Source organism: Marinobacterium sp. xm-d-530 (assembly GCF_013283365.1).
Taxonomy (GTDB): domain Bacteria; phylum Pseudomonadota; class Gammaproteobacteria; order Pseudomonadales; family Balneatricaceae; genus Marinobacterium_E.
In genome coordinates this window covers 257303-274506 of the sequence record NZ_WBYM01000001.1, presented here as the reverse complement: position 1 = coordinate 274506, position 17204 = coordinate 257303, and the positions used below count along the sequence as shown (strand labels likewise).

The 17204-nt window shown below is 48.2% G+C and carries 17 protein-coding genes; 16 read left to right on the top strand and 1 reads right to left on the bottom strand.

Annotated features, from left to right (window positions below):
- Positions 1-10: 10 nt before the first annotated feature.
- The 4 genes from rplU to proB all read left to right on the top strand — a co-directional run bounded on the left by rplU (position 11) and on the right by proB (position 3157).
- On the top strand, positions 11-322 hold the full coding sequence (rplU, locus tag XMD530_RS01415; RefSeq protein WP_173480363.1) for a 50S ribosomal protein L21: 312 nt from the start codon (positions 11-13) through the stop codon (positions 320-322).
- 24 nt (positions 323-346) lie between these two features.
- Positions 347-604 (top strand): 50S ribosomal protein L27, encoded by a 258-nt coding sequence (gene rpmA / locus XMD530_RS01410; protein WP_173482883.1) that lies wholly within the window; start codon positions 347-349, stop codon positions 602-604.
- Positions 605-831: 227 nt separating this feature from the next.
- Positions 832-2031, top strand: coding sequence for an Obg family GTPase CgtA (gene cgtA / locus XMD530_RS01405; protein ID WP_173480365.1), 1200 nt, complete (start codon positions 832-834; stop codon positions 2029-2031).
- A gap of 1 nt (position 2032) precedes the next feature.
- On the top strand, positions 2033-3157 hold the full coding sequence (proB, locus tag XMD530_RS01400; RefSeq protein ID WP_173506608.1) for a glutamate 5-kinase: 1125 nt from the start codon (positions 2033-2035) through the stop codon (positions 3155-3157).
- A 242-nt stretch (positions 3158-3399) separates the two neighbouring features.
- On the opposite strand, the gene rpsT is transcribed toward proB, so the two are convergent.
- The gene (gene rpsT, locus XMD530_RS01395) at positions 3400-3666 is read right to left on the bottom strand and encodes a 30S ribosomal protein S20 (RefSeq protein WP_173480367.1); all 267 of its coding nucleotides are present in this window, start codon (positions 3664-3666) and stop codon (positions 3400-3402) included.
- A 243-nt stretch (positions 3667-3909) separates the two neighbouring features.
- On the opposite strand from rpsT, the gene murJ reads away from it, so the two are divergent.
- From murJ to XMD530_RS01335, 12 genes are all read left to right on the top strand, one after another.
- The gene (murJ, locus tag XMD530_RS01390; protein ID WP_217364150.1) at positions 3910-5403 is read left to right on the top strand and encodes a murein biosynthesis integral membrane protein MurJ; all 1494 of its coding nucleotides are present in this window, start codon (positions 3910-3912) and stop codon (positions 5401-5403) included.
- 101 nt (positions 5404-5504) lie between these two features.
- The gene (gene ribF / locus XMD530_RS01385) at positions 5505-6437 is read left to right on the top strand and encodes a bifunctional riboflavin kinase/FAD synthetase (protein WP_173483849.1); all 933 of its coding nucleotides are present in this window, start codon (positions 5505-5507) and stop codon (positions 6435-6437) included.
- A 15-nt stretch (positions 6438-6452) separates the two neighbouring features.
- Positions 6453-9263: an isoleucine--tRNA ligase gene (gene ileS / locus XMD530_RS01380; RefSeq protein ID WP_173506607.1), complete on the top strand. Its 2811-nt coding sequence runs from the start codon at positions 6453-6455 to the stop codon at positions 9261-9263.
- Entirely contained in the window at positions 9241-9741 is a 501-nt protein-coding gene (lspA, locus tag XMD530_RS01375; protein WP_371731652.1) for a signal peptidase II, read from the top strand. Before ileS ends, lspA begins: the two co-directional genes overlap by 23 nt.
- The gene (locus XMD530_RS01370) at positions 9742-10170 is read left to right on the top strand and encodes a peptidylprolyl isomerase (RefSeq protein WP_173506605.1); all 429 of its coding nucleotides are present in this window, start codon (positions 9742-9744) and stop codon (positions 10168-10170) included.
- Positions 10171-10246: 76 nt separating this feature from the next.
- Positions 10247-10648 carry a type IV pilin protein gene (locus XMD530_RS01365; RefSeq protein ID WP_173506604.1) on the top strand — a complete coding sequence of 134 codons (402 nt, stop codon included), beginning with the start codon at positions 10247-10249 and terminating at the stop codon, positions 10646-10648.
- The gene (locus XMD530_RS11470; protein WP_305847196.1) at positions 10648-11103 is read left to right on the top strand and encodes a Tfp pilus assembly protein FimT/FimU; all 456 of its coding nucleotides are present in this window, start codon (positions 10648-10650) and stop codon (positions 11101-11103) included. Before XMD530_RS01365 ends, XMD530_RS11470 begins: the two co-directional genes overlap by 1 nt.
- A complete protein-coding gene (locus XMD530_RS01355) occupies positions 11104-11700 on the top strand; it encodes a prepilin-type N-terminal cleavage/methylation domain-containing protein (RefSeq protein ID WP_173506603.1) in 597 nt (198 codons plus the stop codon). It abuts the gene before it with no gap.
- A gap of 2 nt (positions 11701-11702) precedes the next feature.
- On the top strand, positions 11703-12758 hold the full coding sequence (locus tag XMD530_RS01350) for a hypothetical protein (protein WP_173506602.1): 1056 nt from the start codon (positions 11703-11705) through the stop codon (positions 12756-12758).
- Complete coding sequence (locus tag XMD530_RS01345) at positions 12758-14731, top strand: prepilin-type N-terminal cleavage/methylation domain-containing protein (RefSeq protein WP_173506601.1); 1974 nt, start codon at positions 12758-12760, stop codon at positions 14729-14731. Before XMD530_RS01350 ends, XMD530_RS01345 begins: the two co-directional genes overlap by 1 nt.
- Positions 14732-14758: 27 nt before the next feature.
- Positions 14759-15241, top strand: coding sequence for a prepilin-type N-terminal cleavage/methylation domain-containing protein (locus tag XMD530_RS01340; protein WP_217364148.1), 483 nt, complete (start codon positions 14759-14761; stop codon positions 15239-15241).
- Positions 15242-15504: 263 nt separating this feature from the next.
- Positions 15505-17133 (top strand): NAD+ synthase, encoded by a 1629-nt coding sequence (locus XMD530_RS01335; protein WP_173480377.1) that lies wholly within the window; start codon positions 15505-15507, stop codon positions 17131-17133.
- Positions 17134-17204: the final 71 nt, after the last annotated feature.

Below are 17204 nucleotides of genomic sequence, written 5' to 3'. Positions count from 1 at the left end.
GAGAACACAGATGTTTGCAGTAATCGTAAGCGGTGGTAAACAGTACCGCGTACAAGAGGGTCAGACCCTTAAAGTAGAAAAGCTAGCGGTTGAAGCTGGTTCAAACGTTGATTTCGATCGCGTACTACTTGTTAGCAACGGCGACGACGTTAAAGTTGGCGCGCCAGTTGTTGAAGGTGCTAAAGTTTCTGCTGAAGTGGTATCACACGGTCGCGGTGACAAGGTGAAAATCATCAAGTTCCGTCGTCGTAAGCACCACATGAAGCGTCAGGGCCACCGTCAGTGGTACACTGAAGTTAAAATCACTGGCATTAACGGCTGATCAACGAATCTAGGAGATTAGAGAATGGCTCATAAGAAGGCAGCCGGCTCAACGCGTAACGGACGCGATTCGGAGTCGAAACGCTTAGGCGTTAAACGTTTTGGTGGTCAGGAAGTACTTGCGGGTAACATCCTGGTTCGTCAGCGCGGTACTAAATTCCACGCTGGTACAAACGTAGGCATCGGCAAAGACCACACTCTATTTGCGAAAGCAAACGGTGTTGTTAAGTTTGAAGTTAAAGGCCCTTACAACCGTAAATTCGTTAGCATCGAAACTGCCTAAGTTTCGTTGTTACGTAAAAAACCCGCTTAGGCGGGTTTTTTTGTTTTTTAGGCCGTGTCAGCGTGTCAGGCTGAAGCCAGACAGGGCTTGAAAAGCTATTAAGTTCAAAAAAGCATGTAAGGTTGATTCTTACCAGAGTAAAATCAGCCCACTGAGGGAAAATAGGATCATGTCGTTAGGTTTGACAGACGATCTGGCCCTATTTTTCCTCCATTTAGGAGAAAGAGATGAAGTTTGTTGATGAAGCACTGATTACCGTACAAGCCGGTAAAGGCGGAAACGGCTGTATGAGTTTCCGTCGCGAGAAGTACATTCCAAAAGGTGGCCCAGATGGTGGCGACGGTGGTGATGGTGGTTCTATTTTTGTCGAAGCCGATTCAGGTCTTAATACGCTAATCGATTACCGCTTTACGCGTCACTACAAAGCACAAAACGGTGAGGGCGGTCAGGGTCGTCAGTGTACCGGTTCCAAAGGTGAAGATCTGGTGCTTAAAGTGCCAGTCGGTACCACCATTGTGGATGTGGATACCGATGAGGTGTTGGCGGATCTGACGGCTGTCGGTCAGGTCGAAAAGATCGCTCAGGGCGGTTGGCACGGCTTGGGTAATACGCGTTTTAAAAGCAGTGTAAACCGTGCGCCTCGTCAAACGACTAAAGGTTCCGAGGGTGAGTTGCGTAACGTTCGTCTGGAGTTGCGTGTCCTGGCTGATGTCGGCCTTCTTGGTCTGCCAAATGCCGGCAAATCGACGCTGATTCGTTCTATCTCAGCCGCTAAGCCTAAAGTGGCTAACTACCCATTCACTACCTTGGTACCTAACCTGGGTGTCGTTCGCACCGAAGCGCACCGCAGTTTCGTCGTTGCCGATATCCCTGGAATCATTGAAGGTGCCGCAGAGGGTGCCGGTCTTGGTATTCGCTTCCTAAAACACTTGGCGCGTAACCGTGTACTGTTGCACCTGGTTGATATGGCGCCTTGGGACGAGGTGACACCTGCTGAAGCAGCGGTCACTGCAGTTAATGAGCTGAATAAGTTCTCGCCTACCTTGGCTGATCAGCCTCGCTGGTTGTTGCTGAATAAGATCGACATGGTGCCAGAAGAGGAGCTTGAAGAGCGTTGTCAGTCAGTGATCGATGCGTTGGAATGGGATGGTCCGGTATTCCGTATCTCTGCTATCAACAAGCAAGGCACTGATCTTTTGGTCCATCAGTTGCAAGACTATCTTGATGAGAAGAAAGAGGCGCTTGCAGAGAATCCAGAATTGGTGGATGCAGAGCGTGAGCTGCGTATGCAGATTGACCGTGAAGCGCGTGAAAATCTTGAGCGTATGCGTGCCGAAATGCGTGCGCGTCGTGAAGCGGGCGAAGCTGATGATTGGGATGACTTCGATGATGACGATTACGATGTTGAAGTGGAGTACGTAAAGTAACATGTCTGCATCACGTCAACGGTTAACAGAAAAGGGTCGTTGGGTCGTCAAAATCGGCAGTGCGCTGCTGACGGATGATGGTAAAGGTCTAGATCAGCAAGCGATTGTTGGCTGGGTTGAGCAGATCGCTAAACTGGTGCAGCAGGGTGTTGAGGTGGTTCTTGTCTCTTCAGGTGCTGTAGCCGAGGGGATGAATCGTTTAGGCTGGTCAGAACGCCCAAGCGAGATGTATAAGCTGCAAGCCGCCGCCGCTGTCGGTCAGATGGGTTTGGTTCAAGCGTATGAATCTATTTTTCAGCAACACAACCTTCATACCGCTCAGGTTCTTCTGACGCATGATGACCTCTCTAACCGTAAGCGTTATCTAAACGCACGTTCAACGTTGCGCTCTCTAATCGATCTGGGCGTCGTAGCCATCGTTAATGAGAATGACACGGTTGTGACCAGTGAGATTCAGTTTGGTGATAACGATACGCTCGGTGCGTTGGTGGCTAATGCCATTGAAGCCGATGCGCTGATTCTGCTGACGGATCAGAAAGGTCTGTTCACCGCAGATCCTCGCTCTAACCCTAATGCTGAATTAATCGCCGAAGGTCGAGCTGAAGATGATCACTTCCTTCAGATTGCAGGCGGAGGCGGTAAGTTGGGTCGCGGTGGTATGGCAACTAAAGTACGTGCCGCTCGACTTGCGGCTCGTTCAGGTGCTGTAACGGTTATTGCTAGCGGTCGTGAAGAGAGTGCGTTGTTAAGAATCTTCTCGGGTGAAGAGATTGGTACGTTGTTAGTACCTGATCACGGTCGCCAAGCTGCGCGTAAACACTGGATCGCAGGGCATCTTCAGGCGCGTGGTCGTCTAGTATTGGATGCTGGCGCGGTTAAAGCGCTTAAAACGGGTGGCAAATCACTGCTGCCTGCGGGCGTTGTCAAAGTAGAGGGTGATTTCTCACGCGGTGAGATGGTCGAGCTGGTCGATACTGGCGGTGAGGTTATCGCACGCGGCCTGGTTAACTATGCCTTCGATGAGGCGGACCGTATCAAAGGTCACGCCAGCCAAGAGATCGAATCCCTTATCGGTCACATCACTGATCCAGAGCTAGTCCATCGCGATAATATGGCGTTGGCTTAAATCGTTGGAGCGGTCTTGAAAAGCCCGCGATTGTTATTCATTAGAGTTTATCTAAAAGCACCAGTGACTGGCTTTAGCCTGTCATCTGCTTTATCGGTGTTTTCCAGATTGGCAGTAAAATCTACCAGCGGATGACAGGCTAAAGCCAGTCACCGGTATGGACTCTGTCAGCATCTTCCAGATTTTAGGCAACAAAAAACCCGCTAAGTAGCGGGTTTTTAGAAAAGCTTTTAAGCAGTCGCTTATGCAGCCATCGCTTTGATGCGTGCGTTTAGGCGACTCTTAGTGCGTGCAACAGCGCTCTTCTTGAAGATTCCTTTGTTTACTGAGCTATCTAGGATAGGCTGAGCAACTTTGAATGCTTCGTTAGCAGCAGCTTGGTCACCACCAGCAACTTCTTTTAGTACTTTCTTGATGTAAGTACGTACCATGGAGCGCAGGCTAGCGTTATGTTGACGACGCTTTTCCGCCTGGCGAGCACGTTTACGAGATCCTGCGGAATTTGCCACAGCTGAGCTCCTTAAATTTGAGTTAAAAAAACGAGACAAGTGTCTCTCAAAATTGGATGCGAAATTATTCCGATATCGTTGCCGTCTGTCAAGCATTAAACACAGAAGAAATGCACTTTTAGTTGACCTTCTTCTTAGGTAGGCGATAATCGACGGATTAATTCGGCACTTTGAGGTTAAAAGTTGAGTCAAAAAGCGACATCTGGCGGCGGTCTGCTGCGCTCAAGTGCTGTGGTTGGCATCATGACCATGATCTCGCGAGTGCTGGGTTTGATTCGTGATGTGGTGGTTGCAGGTTACTTTGGCGCCAGTGGTGCATCCGACGCTTTTTTTGTCGCATTCAAAATCCCCAACTTTTTACGACGTCTTTTTGCTGAAGGGGCTTTTGCTCAAGCCTTTGTGCCGGTGCTCTCTGAGTATCGATCGCAACGTGATCTAACTGCGGTTCAATTTCTCGTAAATCGCACCGCCGGCAGCTTGGGTTCGGTGTTGTTGCTGGTCACGCTGGTGGGCAGTCTGGGTTCGCCACTATTGGCGATGCTGTTTGCGCCTGGGTTTTATATGTCAGGCTCCGAGAGCTTTGGTCTTGCGGCTGACATGCTGCGCATTACCTTTCCCTATCTGATGCTGATATCCCTAACCGCATTTTGTGGTGCCATTCTGAACTCCTATGAGCGATTTGCGGTGCCTGCCTTCACCCCGGTATTGCTGAATCTCTGTCTGATCGGTTCAGCGGTCTACTTAAGCCCCATGTTTGATCCGCCCATTATGGCGCTGGCTTGGGGTGTGTTGATGGCCGGTACCGTCCAACTGCTGTTCCAGTTGCCGTTTTTAGCGCGCCTGCGTCTATTGCCCGTGCCGCAAGCCGGTTGGAAGGATGAAGGGGTGCGGCGCATCCTGAAACTGATGCTGCCGGCTCTATTTGGTGTATCGGTTGCACAGATTAACCTGCTATTGGATACCGTGCTTGCCTCGTTCTTGCAGACGGGCAGTGTCTCTTGGCTCTACTACTCAGATCGTCTGGCAGAGCTGCCCTTGGGGGTATTTGGTATCGCGATTGCGACGGTGATTCTGCCAAGCCTTTCTCGTAAACACGCTGAAAAGTCAGGGGAAGAGTTCGCCAAAATGTTGGATTGGGCGGTGCGAATGGTGCTTTTGATTGGCATTCCTTCGGCTGTCGCGCTGATTCTGTTGGCGGAGCCTCTGTTAACGACGCTGTTCCACTACGGTGAGATGACCGATCGCGATGTCAGCATGGCGGCTATGAGTCTTCGTGCCTATGGCTTAGGTCTGCTCGCATTTATGCTCATTAAGGTGCTGGCGCCTGGCTACTTCTCTCGCCAAGATACCAAAACCCCAGTCAAAATCGCTGTTAAAGCGATGGTGGCGAATATGGTATTTAACCTGATTCTTATCTTCCCTCTGGCGCATGCGGGTCTTGCGCTAGCAACCGCGCTGTCCGCCTTTATGAATGCGGGTTGGCTTTTGCATGGCTTAATTAAACAGGGTGTCTTCAAGTGGCAAACTGGCTGGTTAAGGTGGTCTATGCAGTTGTTATTTGCCAACGCATTGATGGCGCTGGTTATTCTGCTGTTCGCACCAGTTGCTTCCGACTGGTTATCGGCCGGTTTGTGGCAGAGAGTCGAGTGGATGTTCCTGCTCGTGGCCGGCGCAGTTCTGGTTTACTGTGCCTCTTTGATCCTTTCCGGTGTGCGAATTCGTCATTTGCGTGGCTAAAGTCATAAACATAGTGTTTTAGGTCTTAATTAGAGGGGCCTGCATGCGCTATAATCGCGCGTTTATTATTTGTCTGATGCTTGGGTGAAACTGATAACGCAATGGAACTGATTCGAGGGCTTCACAATTTACGCGATCATCATCGCGGCTGCGTTGCGACGATCGGTAACTTTGACGGCGTTCACTTAGGCCATCAGATGATACTGTCAGGTGTGCGAGAAAAAGCGCAACAACTGGGGTTGCCCTCTGTTGTGATTGTGTTTGAACCGCAACCACGTGAGTTTTTTTCGCCAGAGTCTGCGCCACCTCGTCTAACGCGTTTCGGCGAGAAGCTTCGCCTGTTAGAAGCTGAAGGGGTTGATCGCGTGCTTTGTCTTAGCTTCAACGAGCGTTTACGTTCACTGTCAGCTGAGGCGTTTATTGATGAGCTGCTGCTGAAGGGCTTGGATGTAAAGCATTTTGTGGTGGGTGACGATTTTCGTTTTGGTTGTGATCGCCGTGGCGATTACGCACTGCTTAAGGCTGCAGGTGAATCACACGGTTTTACCGTCGCTGACACACCGACACTGATTTTAGAGGATGAGCGCGTCAGCAGTTCACGCGTTCGTGAAACGCTTGCCGCTAACAACTTATCCTTGGCTGCTCGATTGTTAGGGCGTCGCTATCGTGTCACCGGCCGTGTGCAACATGGGCAAAAAGTGGGTCGTGAGCTCGGCTTTCCGACAGCCAATGTACGCATGCACAAGTATGCCTGCCCTATGCGGGGTGTCTACACGGTAAGGGCGCACTTGGCGGGTAAGGCCTACAACGCGATTTGCAATGTTGGCAGTCGGCCGACACTTAATGGTGTTCGTCCTGTATTGGAAGTGCACCTGCTAGATTTTACGGGGCAGCTCTATGGTGAGCTGCTCAGTGTTGAATTTTTACATCCAATGCGTGCGGAGCAACGCTTTGATGGATTGGATGCTTTGCGAGAACAGATCGCAAAAGATATCGCTGCAGCGCGCGCTTGGTTCGCTGCCGCAAATACCTAAACTGGGACTGGATTGATGACCGATTACAAACCGACTCTAAACCTGCCGGAAACTGCGTTCCCAATGCGCGGTAACCTGCCATCTGCTGAACCTAAGCGTCTTGCTAAATGGAAAGAGATGGATCTTTACGCACGCATTCGTGAAGTGAGCGCAGGTCGACCAAAATTTATTCTGCACGATGGCCCTCCTTACGCTAACGGCAGCATTCACATTGGTCACGCGGTGAATAAGATCATCAAAGATATGATCATCAAATCCAAAACCCTAAGCGGTTTTGACTCGCCTTATACGCCAGGTTGGGACTGTCATGGTCTACCGATTGAGCACAAAGTTGAGACATTGATCGGCAAAGCGGGGGAGAAGGTCTCTTACGCAGATTTTCGTGCTAAGTGTCGTTCCTATGCAACGGAGCAGATTGCGGGTCAGAAAGAGGACTTTATTCGTTTGGGTATACAGGGTGATTGGGACGACCCTTACTTAACGATGAATTTCAAAACGGAAGCCAACACCGTTCGTGCCCTAGGTAAAATCGCTGAGCGTGGACACCTAGTGAAAGGTTACAAACCGGTCTACTGGAGTGTCGTTGGTAAATCCGCTCTGGCTGAGACTGAGGTTGAGTATCAAGACAAAACCTCTACTGCGATTGATGTGCGCTTTACCTTTGTTGATCAAGCAAAAGTAAATGCACTGTTCGGTACAGACAAACAGAACGTTTCGCTTGTTATCTGGACAACCACACCTTGGACAATTCCTGCTAACCAAGCGGTATCGGTTAACGGTGAGCTAGAGTATGCCCTCGTTGAAGTGCACCTAGAGAGCGGCGTAGATTACCAGGTTCTAGCTGAATCAATGGTTGACTCAATCATGGAACGTTGGGGTGTTGATCAGTATGAAGTGTTGGGTCGTGTGAACGGTGCAGCGCTTGAACTACTGAAACTTGAACACCCTGTGTTTGACCGTGAAGTGCCTGTGATTTTGGGTGACCATGTCACCACTGATGCCGGTACTGGTGCGGTTCATACTGCGCCTGATCACGGTATGGATGACTTCATCGTCGGCAACCGCTACGACCTTAAAACACTTAATCTTGTTCAAGCGGATGGTGTCTACACAGATGCAGCCGGCGAGTTTGCTGGAATTCATGTCTACAAAGCGGATGCGCCGGTAACGGAAGCTCTGGAGCGTGAAGGTAAATTGGTTCACCTGAAGCGTTTCCAGCACAGCTACCCACACTGCTGGCGTACCAAAACACCATTGATCTACCGTGCTACGCCACAGTGGTTCATCTCAATGGAGAAAGAGAACCTTAAAGCGGATGCAATGGACGCAATTAAAGGCGTTCAATGGTTCCCTGATTGGGGTCAGACGCGCATCGAAGCGATGGTCGGCCAGAGTCCAGATTGGTGTGTCTCTCGTCAACGTACTTGGGGAACGCCCATCACACTGTTCACCCATAAACAGACAGGTGAATTGCACCCACGCACAACAGAATTGATCGAGCAGGTTGCACTGCGTATTGAAGAGACTGGCATCGATGCTTGGTTTGATCTAGATCCAGCCGAGTTGTTGGGTGATGAGGCAGCCGATTACGATAAAGTCACTGACACCATGGACGTTTGGTTCGATTCAGGTGTCACGCACCACTCTGTTCTGCGTACTAAAGAGAGCTTACATTTCCCGGCTGATATGTACCTTGAAGGTTCGGATCAGCACCGCGGTTGGTTCCAGTCGTCACTGAAAACATCGATCGCAATCAATGGTTGTGCGCCTTACAAACAGGTTCTTACTCACGGCTTTACCGTCGATGAGAAGGGTTACAAGATGTCTAAGTCGCTGGGTAACGTCATTGCGCCACAGCAGGTTAATGACAAGCTAGGTGCTGATATTCTTCGTCTTTGGGTTGCTTCTACCGACTACTCTGGTGATATGGCCGTATCGGATCAGATTCTTCAGCGTACGGCCGATAGCTACCGCCGAATCCGTAATACGTCACGCTTCTTGCTGGCCAACCTTAACGGTTTTGACCCAGAGGCGCACTGTGTAAAACCTGAAGATATGCTGGCGCTAGACCGTTGGGCAGTGGATTCGGCTTACCGTCTGCAGCAGCGTGTGATTGATGCATACAACAGCTACCGTTTCCTCGACGTATATCAGCAAGTTCACAACTTCTGTGCACAAGAGCTTGGCGGTTTCTACCTAGACATCATTAAAGATCGTCAGTACACCACTAAGCCAGACAGCCTGGCTCGTCGTTCTTGTCAGACGGCGTTGTACCACATCGCGCAAGCATTGGTTCGTTGGATTGCACCGATCCTAAGCTTCACTGCGGATGAGATCATCGAAGTGCTTCCAGGTAACAATCCTGAGAGTGCCATGCTAACCACTTGGTACGAAGGGCTGTTTGAAATGACCGCTGACGATGCCTTTGGTCGTGAGTACTGGGAGCGTGTGCTGCAGGTTAAGCAGGCGGTCAACAAGTGTCTAGAAGAGGCGCGTAACGAGAAGCTTGTTAAGGCCTCTCTCGCTGCTGAAGTGACCCTCTTTGCTGATGAGCAGATCACCTCTGATCTCAATCGTCTTGGTGACGAACTTCGCTTTGTCTTGATCACATCGACCGCCAGCATTGAGCCTTTAGCGAATGGCGCTGATGCTCGCGAAACTGCGGTTGAAGGCCTTAAAGTGGCCGTTAAAGCATCCGAAGAGGCTAAGTGTGCTCGTTGTTGGCACCACCGTGAAGATGTCGGCCAAAACGCCGATCACCCAGAGCTATGTACACGTTGTGTCGATAACGTAGAGGGTGAAGGTGAACAGCGCCACTACGCGTAACCCTTCTGCACTGCAGTGGCTATGGCTCAGCCTAGCCATTGTGGTGTTGGATCTTGGTAGTAAGGCTTTGGCATCGAGTATGCTTAGTTACAACCTGCCAGTCTCTATTCTTCCCGTTTTCGATTTAAGGCTGCTGCATAACACAGGAGCGGCGTTTAGCTTTCTTGCAAGCGAACAGGGGTGGCAGCGTTGGCTATTTGTGACCATCGCTGTTGTTGTGAGTGGGTTAATTGTTCATTGGCTACGCCAAACAGAGCCTCATCAGAAAATACAGGCAGTCGGCTATGCCGCTATTTTAGGCGGTGCTCTGGGTAATCTGTTTGACCGTATTGTTCACGGTTATGTCGTGGATTTCCTATCCTTCCACTATGCAGGTTGGTACTTCCCGGCCTTTAATATCGCCGACGTGGGTATTACCCTTGGCGCCATTGCATTGATCGTTGATGCACTATTTTTATCAAAAGACCGGAGCAAATAGATGAGCGAACTCACCATTGAACAGGGCCGTAAAGTGACGATGCACTTCGCGATCAAACTCACCGATGGACAGATCGTTGACTCTAACTTCGAAGGCGCTCCCGTGGAATTTGAAGTGGGTGATGGCAATATTCCAGAGGGCTTTGAAGCGGCATTGACGGGGCTAAAAGTGGGCGATCATCTCGATCTAACCATCGATCCAGAACGTGGTTTTGGTCAGCACAACCCAAGTAACATCCAAACCATGAAGCGCTCAGACTTTAAGGATATGGAACTAGAGCCAGGGTTGGTGATCTCATTCCAAGAACCCGGTGGTGAACTGCCAGGTGTGATTGTTGAGTTCGACGATGAGCGTGTAGAAGTTGATTTCAATCATCCGCTTGCCGGAAAAACCATTCTTTTCGAAGTTCAGATCCTGAATATTCAGTAAAACCCCTCAGTTTTTCTTATCCTCTGCTATATTTGTAATGAGCCTGTTCGCAAGCTCTGAAGGTAGTGGAGGATCAATGCGTTACCAAAAAGGCTTTACTCTGATTGAACTGATGATCGTTGTAACAATCATCGGGATTCTTGCGGCTATCGCGTATCCGGCTTATCAGGATTATGTGCTTCGGGCCAAGCGTAGCGATGCAATGAACGCTTTGGCGGCCATTCGCATTGCTCAAGAACAACACAGAGCCAACAATACCCTGTTCTCATCCTCTGCAACCATTAACGGAACTGATTATTCAACATCCCCCGAGGGCTATTGGACGATTGCCGTCTCAAGCGCCGATGGTTCATCTTTTGTAGTAACGGCTGAACCCCTAGCCCCACATATAGACGATACCTGCACTAAGTTTGTAGCCGATCGCAATGGTGCCGTAGATGCAGGCACTGCCTCACTTGATGATTGTTGGGAAAGATAATGTTTATGCAATCTCGATATCAGCAAGGGGTTACTATTACTGAAGTGTTAGTGACGGTGGCTATTATCGGAATCATTGCTGCTATCGCTATACCCTCCTATCAAGATTATATTGCTCGTGAACGATTGAGTGGTGCCGTTGAAGCTATTTATGGTCAAACTCAGTTAGCTAAACGTCAGGCGATTTCAAATAACGATTCTCGTTATCTTATTACTACGACAGGATCCAATTGGTGTGCAGGTGTAAGTGCATCATCTACAGCCAGTTGTTTATCTTTAGATGTTTACGCAAATTCTACCGACTACCCGGGAACTGAAATCACTTTGACTGCTTCGCCCGTTGAGTTTGAAATGCCAGAGTTGTTAGCCACACCAACGGTAATTACGATAACCATTGATGGCGCTGATTCTAGAACAGTAACGATTTCATCTAATCAGTTAGTACAGGTCAACTAGATGAAAAATCAAAGTATCTTAAAACAAGAGGGATACACATTAATCGAGCTGATGATCGGTATGGTTATCGGTCTGATTGTATCGAGTGGAGTGTTGTTTGGATATTTGCAGATTGTTAATGCTACTCAAAGCACAATTGCGTCAACTCGATTGAATACTGAGCTTTCAAATGTTTCTGGAATAATTTCCGGTGAGTTGCGGCGATCTGGTTATTCAGCAGCGACAGATGGCGGCGTTTACCAGCAGGGTGTTTCATCCATTGATTTACCCTCCGCATCTTGCGCTCTCTATTCTTATGACGTGAGCGAGAATGGCGTTTTAGATTCCGTTGAACAACGCGGTTTTATGCTTTCTAACAATGAAATACTTAGAGGTATTTCTGTAACTGCTTGTGATGGTGCTTCCGGTTGGTCAAGTCTGACAGATAGTTCAGTGATCTCGGTAACAAATCTGAACTTTGCTTGTCAGGGTTGTACGGCCAGTTCTGCTGTTAGGCAAATAACGGTCAATATTACAGCCTCAGATGGACCGGTTAATGATTTTCAAGCAAGTAGAGAATACACAATACTCCTACCCAATAACGTAGGTACGGATTAGTCATGTCTTATTCTTCAATTCATTATCAGAAAGGAATAGCCACACTGTTGATTACAGTGGTTTTGCTTATTGTAAGCACAATATCCCTATCGATTATGTATGAAGCTGTTATCAAGGAGAGCCAAGTAGCAGCCAATGAATATCGATCGATAATGGCTTTTGAAGCAGCTCAATCCGGTCTCGGTGAAGGGATCTTAGAGTATCGGGAAAATCAAGCGTTAAGAAACGCCTCCAACCCTGGTTCTGGATCTCTAGCAAGTGGTGAAATTTATAGTTTTTGGGGAGTGAGTACTTCAGCGCGATCAATACTCATCGCTGAGGGTGTCAGTGATGATGGTTCGGTCACTAGACGAGTTCAAATGGATATTACCTATGCGAAGTTAGATTTGCCCAAGGTTCCTGTGGTTGCTGGAGGAGGAAGTGAATTCTCGGGTAACTTTGAAGTAAGAAATAAAAGTGGAAATCTCACTATTTGGAGTGGAGGTTCAATAGAATTAGACGGCTCTTTTTCAACTATTGTTCCTCATCCAACAGTCTCCACTGCTTCCATACAATCGTCATCAAAAACCTACAGAGGAAGCGATCTAGTAGAGAATGATCCAAGTTTAAGTTCACTATCAGATGATCAGTTTCAAAGGGCATTTCTTGGTGCAACTGTTGCTGATTTTTGCAGTGGGCATACTTTTATTGATCAAAGCACCAGTAGTGATTTCAAGGCTGATCTGCAAGCCGCAGGGTCTATTGTTTGTGTGGAAAACAGCAGTGGAGATGTCACCTTTCCAACAGACACCTTTGTAACGGGAGATGAACCAAGAACGATTATCGTAAACGGAGACTTAGACCAGTCCAATAAGAATGAATTTAATGGCTTGTTATTCGTTTCAGGTGATGTAAAGAAATTGAATGGTACCAATGATTTCTATGGGTCACTGATTGTAGGTGGTTATGTTGATATGGGTAACGGCGGTCCGACTATTACATTTGAGGATGGCTACACTCAAGACCTCGGGGATAAAACTACTGCAGGATCACGGTTCGGTAGCTGGAGGGATTGGTAATGATTCGCCGCACGAAAGGTTTCACGTTAATCGAAGCACTGATTTCACTAGTCATTTTTGCTGTTGGTATAACCGGGGCGACACTTTTTTCGGCCAAGCTCATTGGAGAAACCGGTGACAACAAAGCAAAGCTTGAGGCAATCGCGCTTGCTCAGAAAACAATCGAAGAGTTTAGATCAAGGGCCAGTTCAGAATCCCTTTCGTCAATAGCGGCTACTGGCTCAAGTTCTGTGAATGGGACCAATGCTATATTCTCAATTACCCCCACATTTACTTCTGTATCTGATGCACTAACGACTCAGGTGGTGGTCAGCTGGTCTGATCAATCAGTCGCGATTAACTCTCTAATCGTGTCAGATCTTTTTGATGCCGATGAAAATGCAAATGGTGAAGATGGTTCTGGAGGAGGGAGTAACCCTTACAAAATCAATTTACCTGTGGGTGAGGCTGAGTATGGCGAAGACGCACCAGGTGGGGCCCTATCAACAAATGTAAATCTTGAAAATGTCACGGTTTCGTCAGCGAATGGTTCGTTACTCTTAATCAATACAACAGATTCAGGAGATGATGAAACACTTCTGACCTACTCAGGGGGGGAAGCTTTCTCTGAGGTTAGAGGGATTGTATACGTCCCATCTGATGTTCTTAGTTACTCTTTAGAGAATTATAACAACTTGGTGATTAAGCCTTCCGATACAGGTGTTTGTCCAAAAGGTCCAAAAATAGATTCAGACAACAGCAGTAGTGACTGGTTTTTTGAATATACCTGCTTTTTTGGAGCGGGTTGGTATGGAAATATCGATGTTCAATATCTTAACAACGACGCAATTGATACGAGCAAAGCTCAGTGTGTTGGTGATCCAGATTACGTTGATGATGGAACAGACTTATCTAACCATGCTCAAGTGATACTTCCGCTTGAAATTAAGCGTCAATACAGAGGGTACGGATTTGCATTTCTTGATGGAGGTGTTATTGGCGTTGATGGTAGTGAAGTCAAACTTGTCGCACAAGGTATGGGTTACGGGGATGTTTATGGGTCAGGAGATCCCGGTACTGATCAGCAAGTAAGAGGGTTTGGGTATCACGATTTTCTGTTAGGCACCTCTTCAGATTCGGATTCTGACTGCTCAGCAGAGATGAGTTCGGCTTCCGCATCATCAGCGTATCCATCGGTCAGTAACAACTTTATGGACAACAAAGGTGACTTTGTATGTTTGGAGGTTAATGGGGAGGAGAGTTGTCCTGCAACAGTCCCTGAGGATTCATCAATTACAGTCTCTGCGTTTCAATACAGTATTACTGGAACAGTATCTAGCGCTTATACGCCAGCTTCTGAGGCAGTTTCTTCTGTTACAAGCCAGTTTCCATCTGGAAGTTACACGATATGTGTCGATGACGGTGATGGGGCTGATTGCGAAGACCCTAATAGTCAAACAGTTCCTGTTTGCTCTGTGAATGACACCAGTTACTCTTGCAACTTTTTTGTCGCAAGTGGTGCCTCTTGGAGTGGCGAGTTAATTCACACAATCACCCCTGTAGCTTCAACTGCAGGGTACTCTATTTGTTCACCAAGTGATGGTGTTGATCAAAGTTTTGGATCAGTCACAGAGTCTGCTACAGGGGCTAATTTGATCATTTCTAGTTCATGCCCTCAATCCACCCCAGGCTCGTTATCCGCTCCAGTATTAAGTTGGGAGGATAGTAGTGGTGTTGTTATTTGGACAGCCGTTTCAGCTGCTAACTCTTATGATGTATATGAATGTAAAAATAATGGTGACAACAATCTAACTGCGTGTGACCCTACAAATGACAGTAAGCCAACAAATATTAGCAGCCTTAGTTACACTCTGAACCCGGGACCTAAAGAAACACTATGTGTTCAAATCAAATCTGTGGGTACTGATGGAAGTAGCGAGTTTTCCGATCAGTTCTGTCGACATTTAAATGGTTCATACAGCAGGTCTCCCTGAGATGGTTTAAATACATAGGAGATAACCATGGACGGTTACAAACACCCAAGGATGGGTGGCTACACCCTCATAGAACTGATGATCGCGGTGGCGATCATCGCGCTACTCTCTTCAATTGCGCTGCCTGCGTATACTCAATTCACGGTGCGTGCCAAGTTGATCGATGCTCTGGCAGCAACGGAGCCGATTAAGCTGGCGCTGGTTGATTATGCGATTGCGAATGGCGGTACTTCAGGTTTAAAAGATTTGAAATGGAATACAGCCCTTAGTGAACTAGGCGTCAGTAATGAATACTTTGGGGATAACTCCGCTTATGTAAAGAATGCATGGTGGAGTCATTCCTCCGGCGAAATTCGGGTATCAATTGCCAATATTGATGAGTTGGAAGGGCGGCGGTTTGTGTTGCGGGCGGAGAATCCGGATTTTCCGACGACTTGGCGATGTATTAGCGATGATTCGGATGAGTCGTTGATTCCTAGTGAGTATTTGCCGGGGTTTTGTCGGGAGTGAAAGTATGGATGATTGTGCGGATGACAGGTTAAAACCAGTCACCATATCTAAAAGCGGTCGGCGTCCCTTTGGGAGGCCTCCTACAGGGTGCTTTTTTATTGGGGTGGTGACAGGCTGAAGCCTGTTACCTGATCGCGTCCTCTTCGAGAATGCTCCAACAGTTTCGGGGTTTCAAGCTTTGCTTGAATTCCCTCCTACAAGCAGAGCATCACATTGGGTTATACTCTGCAAATCTATTTAATTTGCAGATTTCAACTCCCATTATGTCTGAAAAACTTGTTGTTGCGCTGGCGCAGATTAACTTCTTAGTCGGTGATATTCCGGGTAATACACAAAAGATGATCGATGCTGCTATGGATGCAGCGTCTCAAGGTGATACGGATATTATCGTCTTTTCTGAGCTGTCGATTACCGGTTATCCGCCCGAAGATTTGTTGCTGCGTCCCAGTCTTAAACGTCGGGTTGATGAGGCCCTTGAACGGCTGAAAACTGAGGTCCGTGGCATTGCTTTGTTGGTGGGCTATCCAGCTGAGAAAGAGGGCGAGTTACGCAACATGGCGGCCATCATTGAGGATGGTGAGGTGTTGATCGAGTATGCCAAACAGCATCTGCCTAACTATCTTGTCTTTGATGAAGATCGCTACTTTGAACCGCACACTAATGACGGTGTATTTGAGTACAAGGGTCACACTTTAGGGCTGCAAATCTGTGCCGATATTTGGGAGAGAGAGCCGACTCAACGCCAGGCCGAGGCCGGTGTTAAAGCGATTCTTGTGCCTAATGCATCTCCCTATCACATGGGTAAAACCAATGAGCGTACCGAGGCGTTACAAGATCGTGCAACCACTGCAAATGCCCCGATTGTCTATGTAAACCAAGTGGGTGCGCAGGATGAGTTGGTCTTTGATGGTGGTTCGCAGGTCGTGGATGCCAAGGGGCAGCTAGCCTACATGGCGCCTCATCATGAAGAGGGTATCTACAAGGTATCTATCGATCTTGAATCGGGTGCTGTTGAGCCGCTACAGCCTTCAACGCCCGAAGCTGATCACTATAGTATGGTCTACCAAACGCTTGTGATGGGCGTACGCGATTACGTTAACAAGAACGGCTTTAAGGGGGTAGTGTTTGGCCTATCTGGCGGTATCGATTCGGCGTTAACGGCAGCGGTTGCTGTAGATGCCTTGGGTCCTGATCGTGTTGAGTGTGTCATGATGCCGTTTAAGTACACCTCTTCGATCAGTGTTGAAGATGCTGCACTTGAAGCCGAGGCGTTAGGCATTCGTCACTCGGTGATCTCGATTGAACCGATGTATGAAGCGTTTATGCAAGAGTTGGCGGGTGAGTTTGCTGGCACTGAGGTTGATGCGACAGAGGAGAATCTTCAAGCACGCTGTCGTGGCGTGTTGTTGATGGCGATCTCAAACAAGAAGGGTTATCTCGTTCTTACGACCAGTAATAAATCAGAGACAGCGGTCGGTTATTCAACTCTGTACGGTGATATGGCCGGTGGTTTCTGTGTACTGAAAGACATTCCTAAAACGCTGGTATATGAGCTATCGCGTTACCGCAATACCATCAGTCCTGTTATTCCAGAGCGTGTGATCACTCGCCCACCGTCGGCTGAACTTCGTCCCGATCAAACAGATCAGGACAGTCTGCCAGACTACGATCAGTTGGATGCGATTATCGAGATGTATGTCGAGCATGATTACAGTGCAGAGATGATTATTGCTGAGGGGTACAACGAAGCCGATGTACTGCGAGTGATTCGTCTAATCGATATTAATGAGTATAAACGTCGCCAAGCGCCGATCGGAACGCGTATTACCAATCGTGGCTTTGGCCGTGATCGACGTTATCCGATAACGTCTGGTTGGAAGGCTGGGGTGTGACGCTGAAGTGTCACCGGGTCAGACCGGAGGTCAGACCCAGGTTTACTGTGTCAGGCTGAAGGGCAGACACC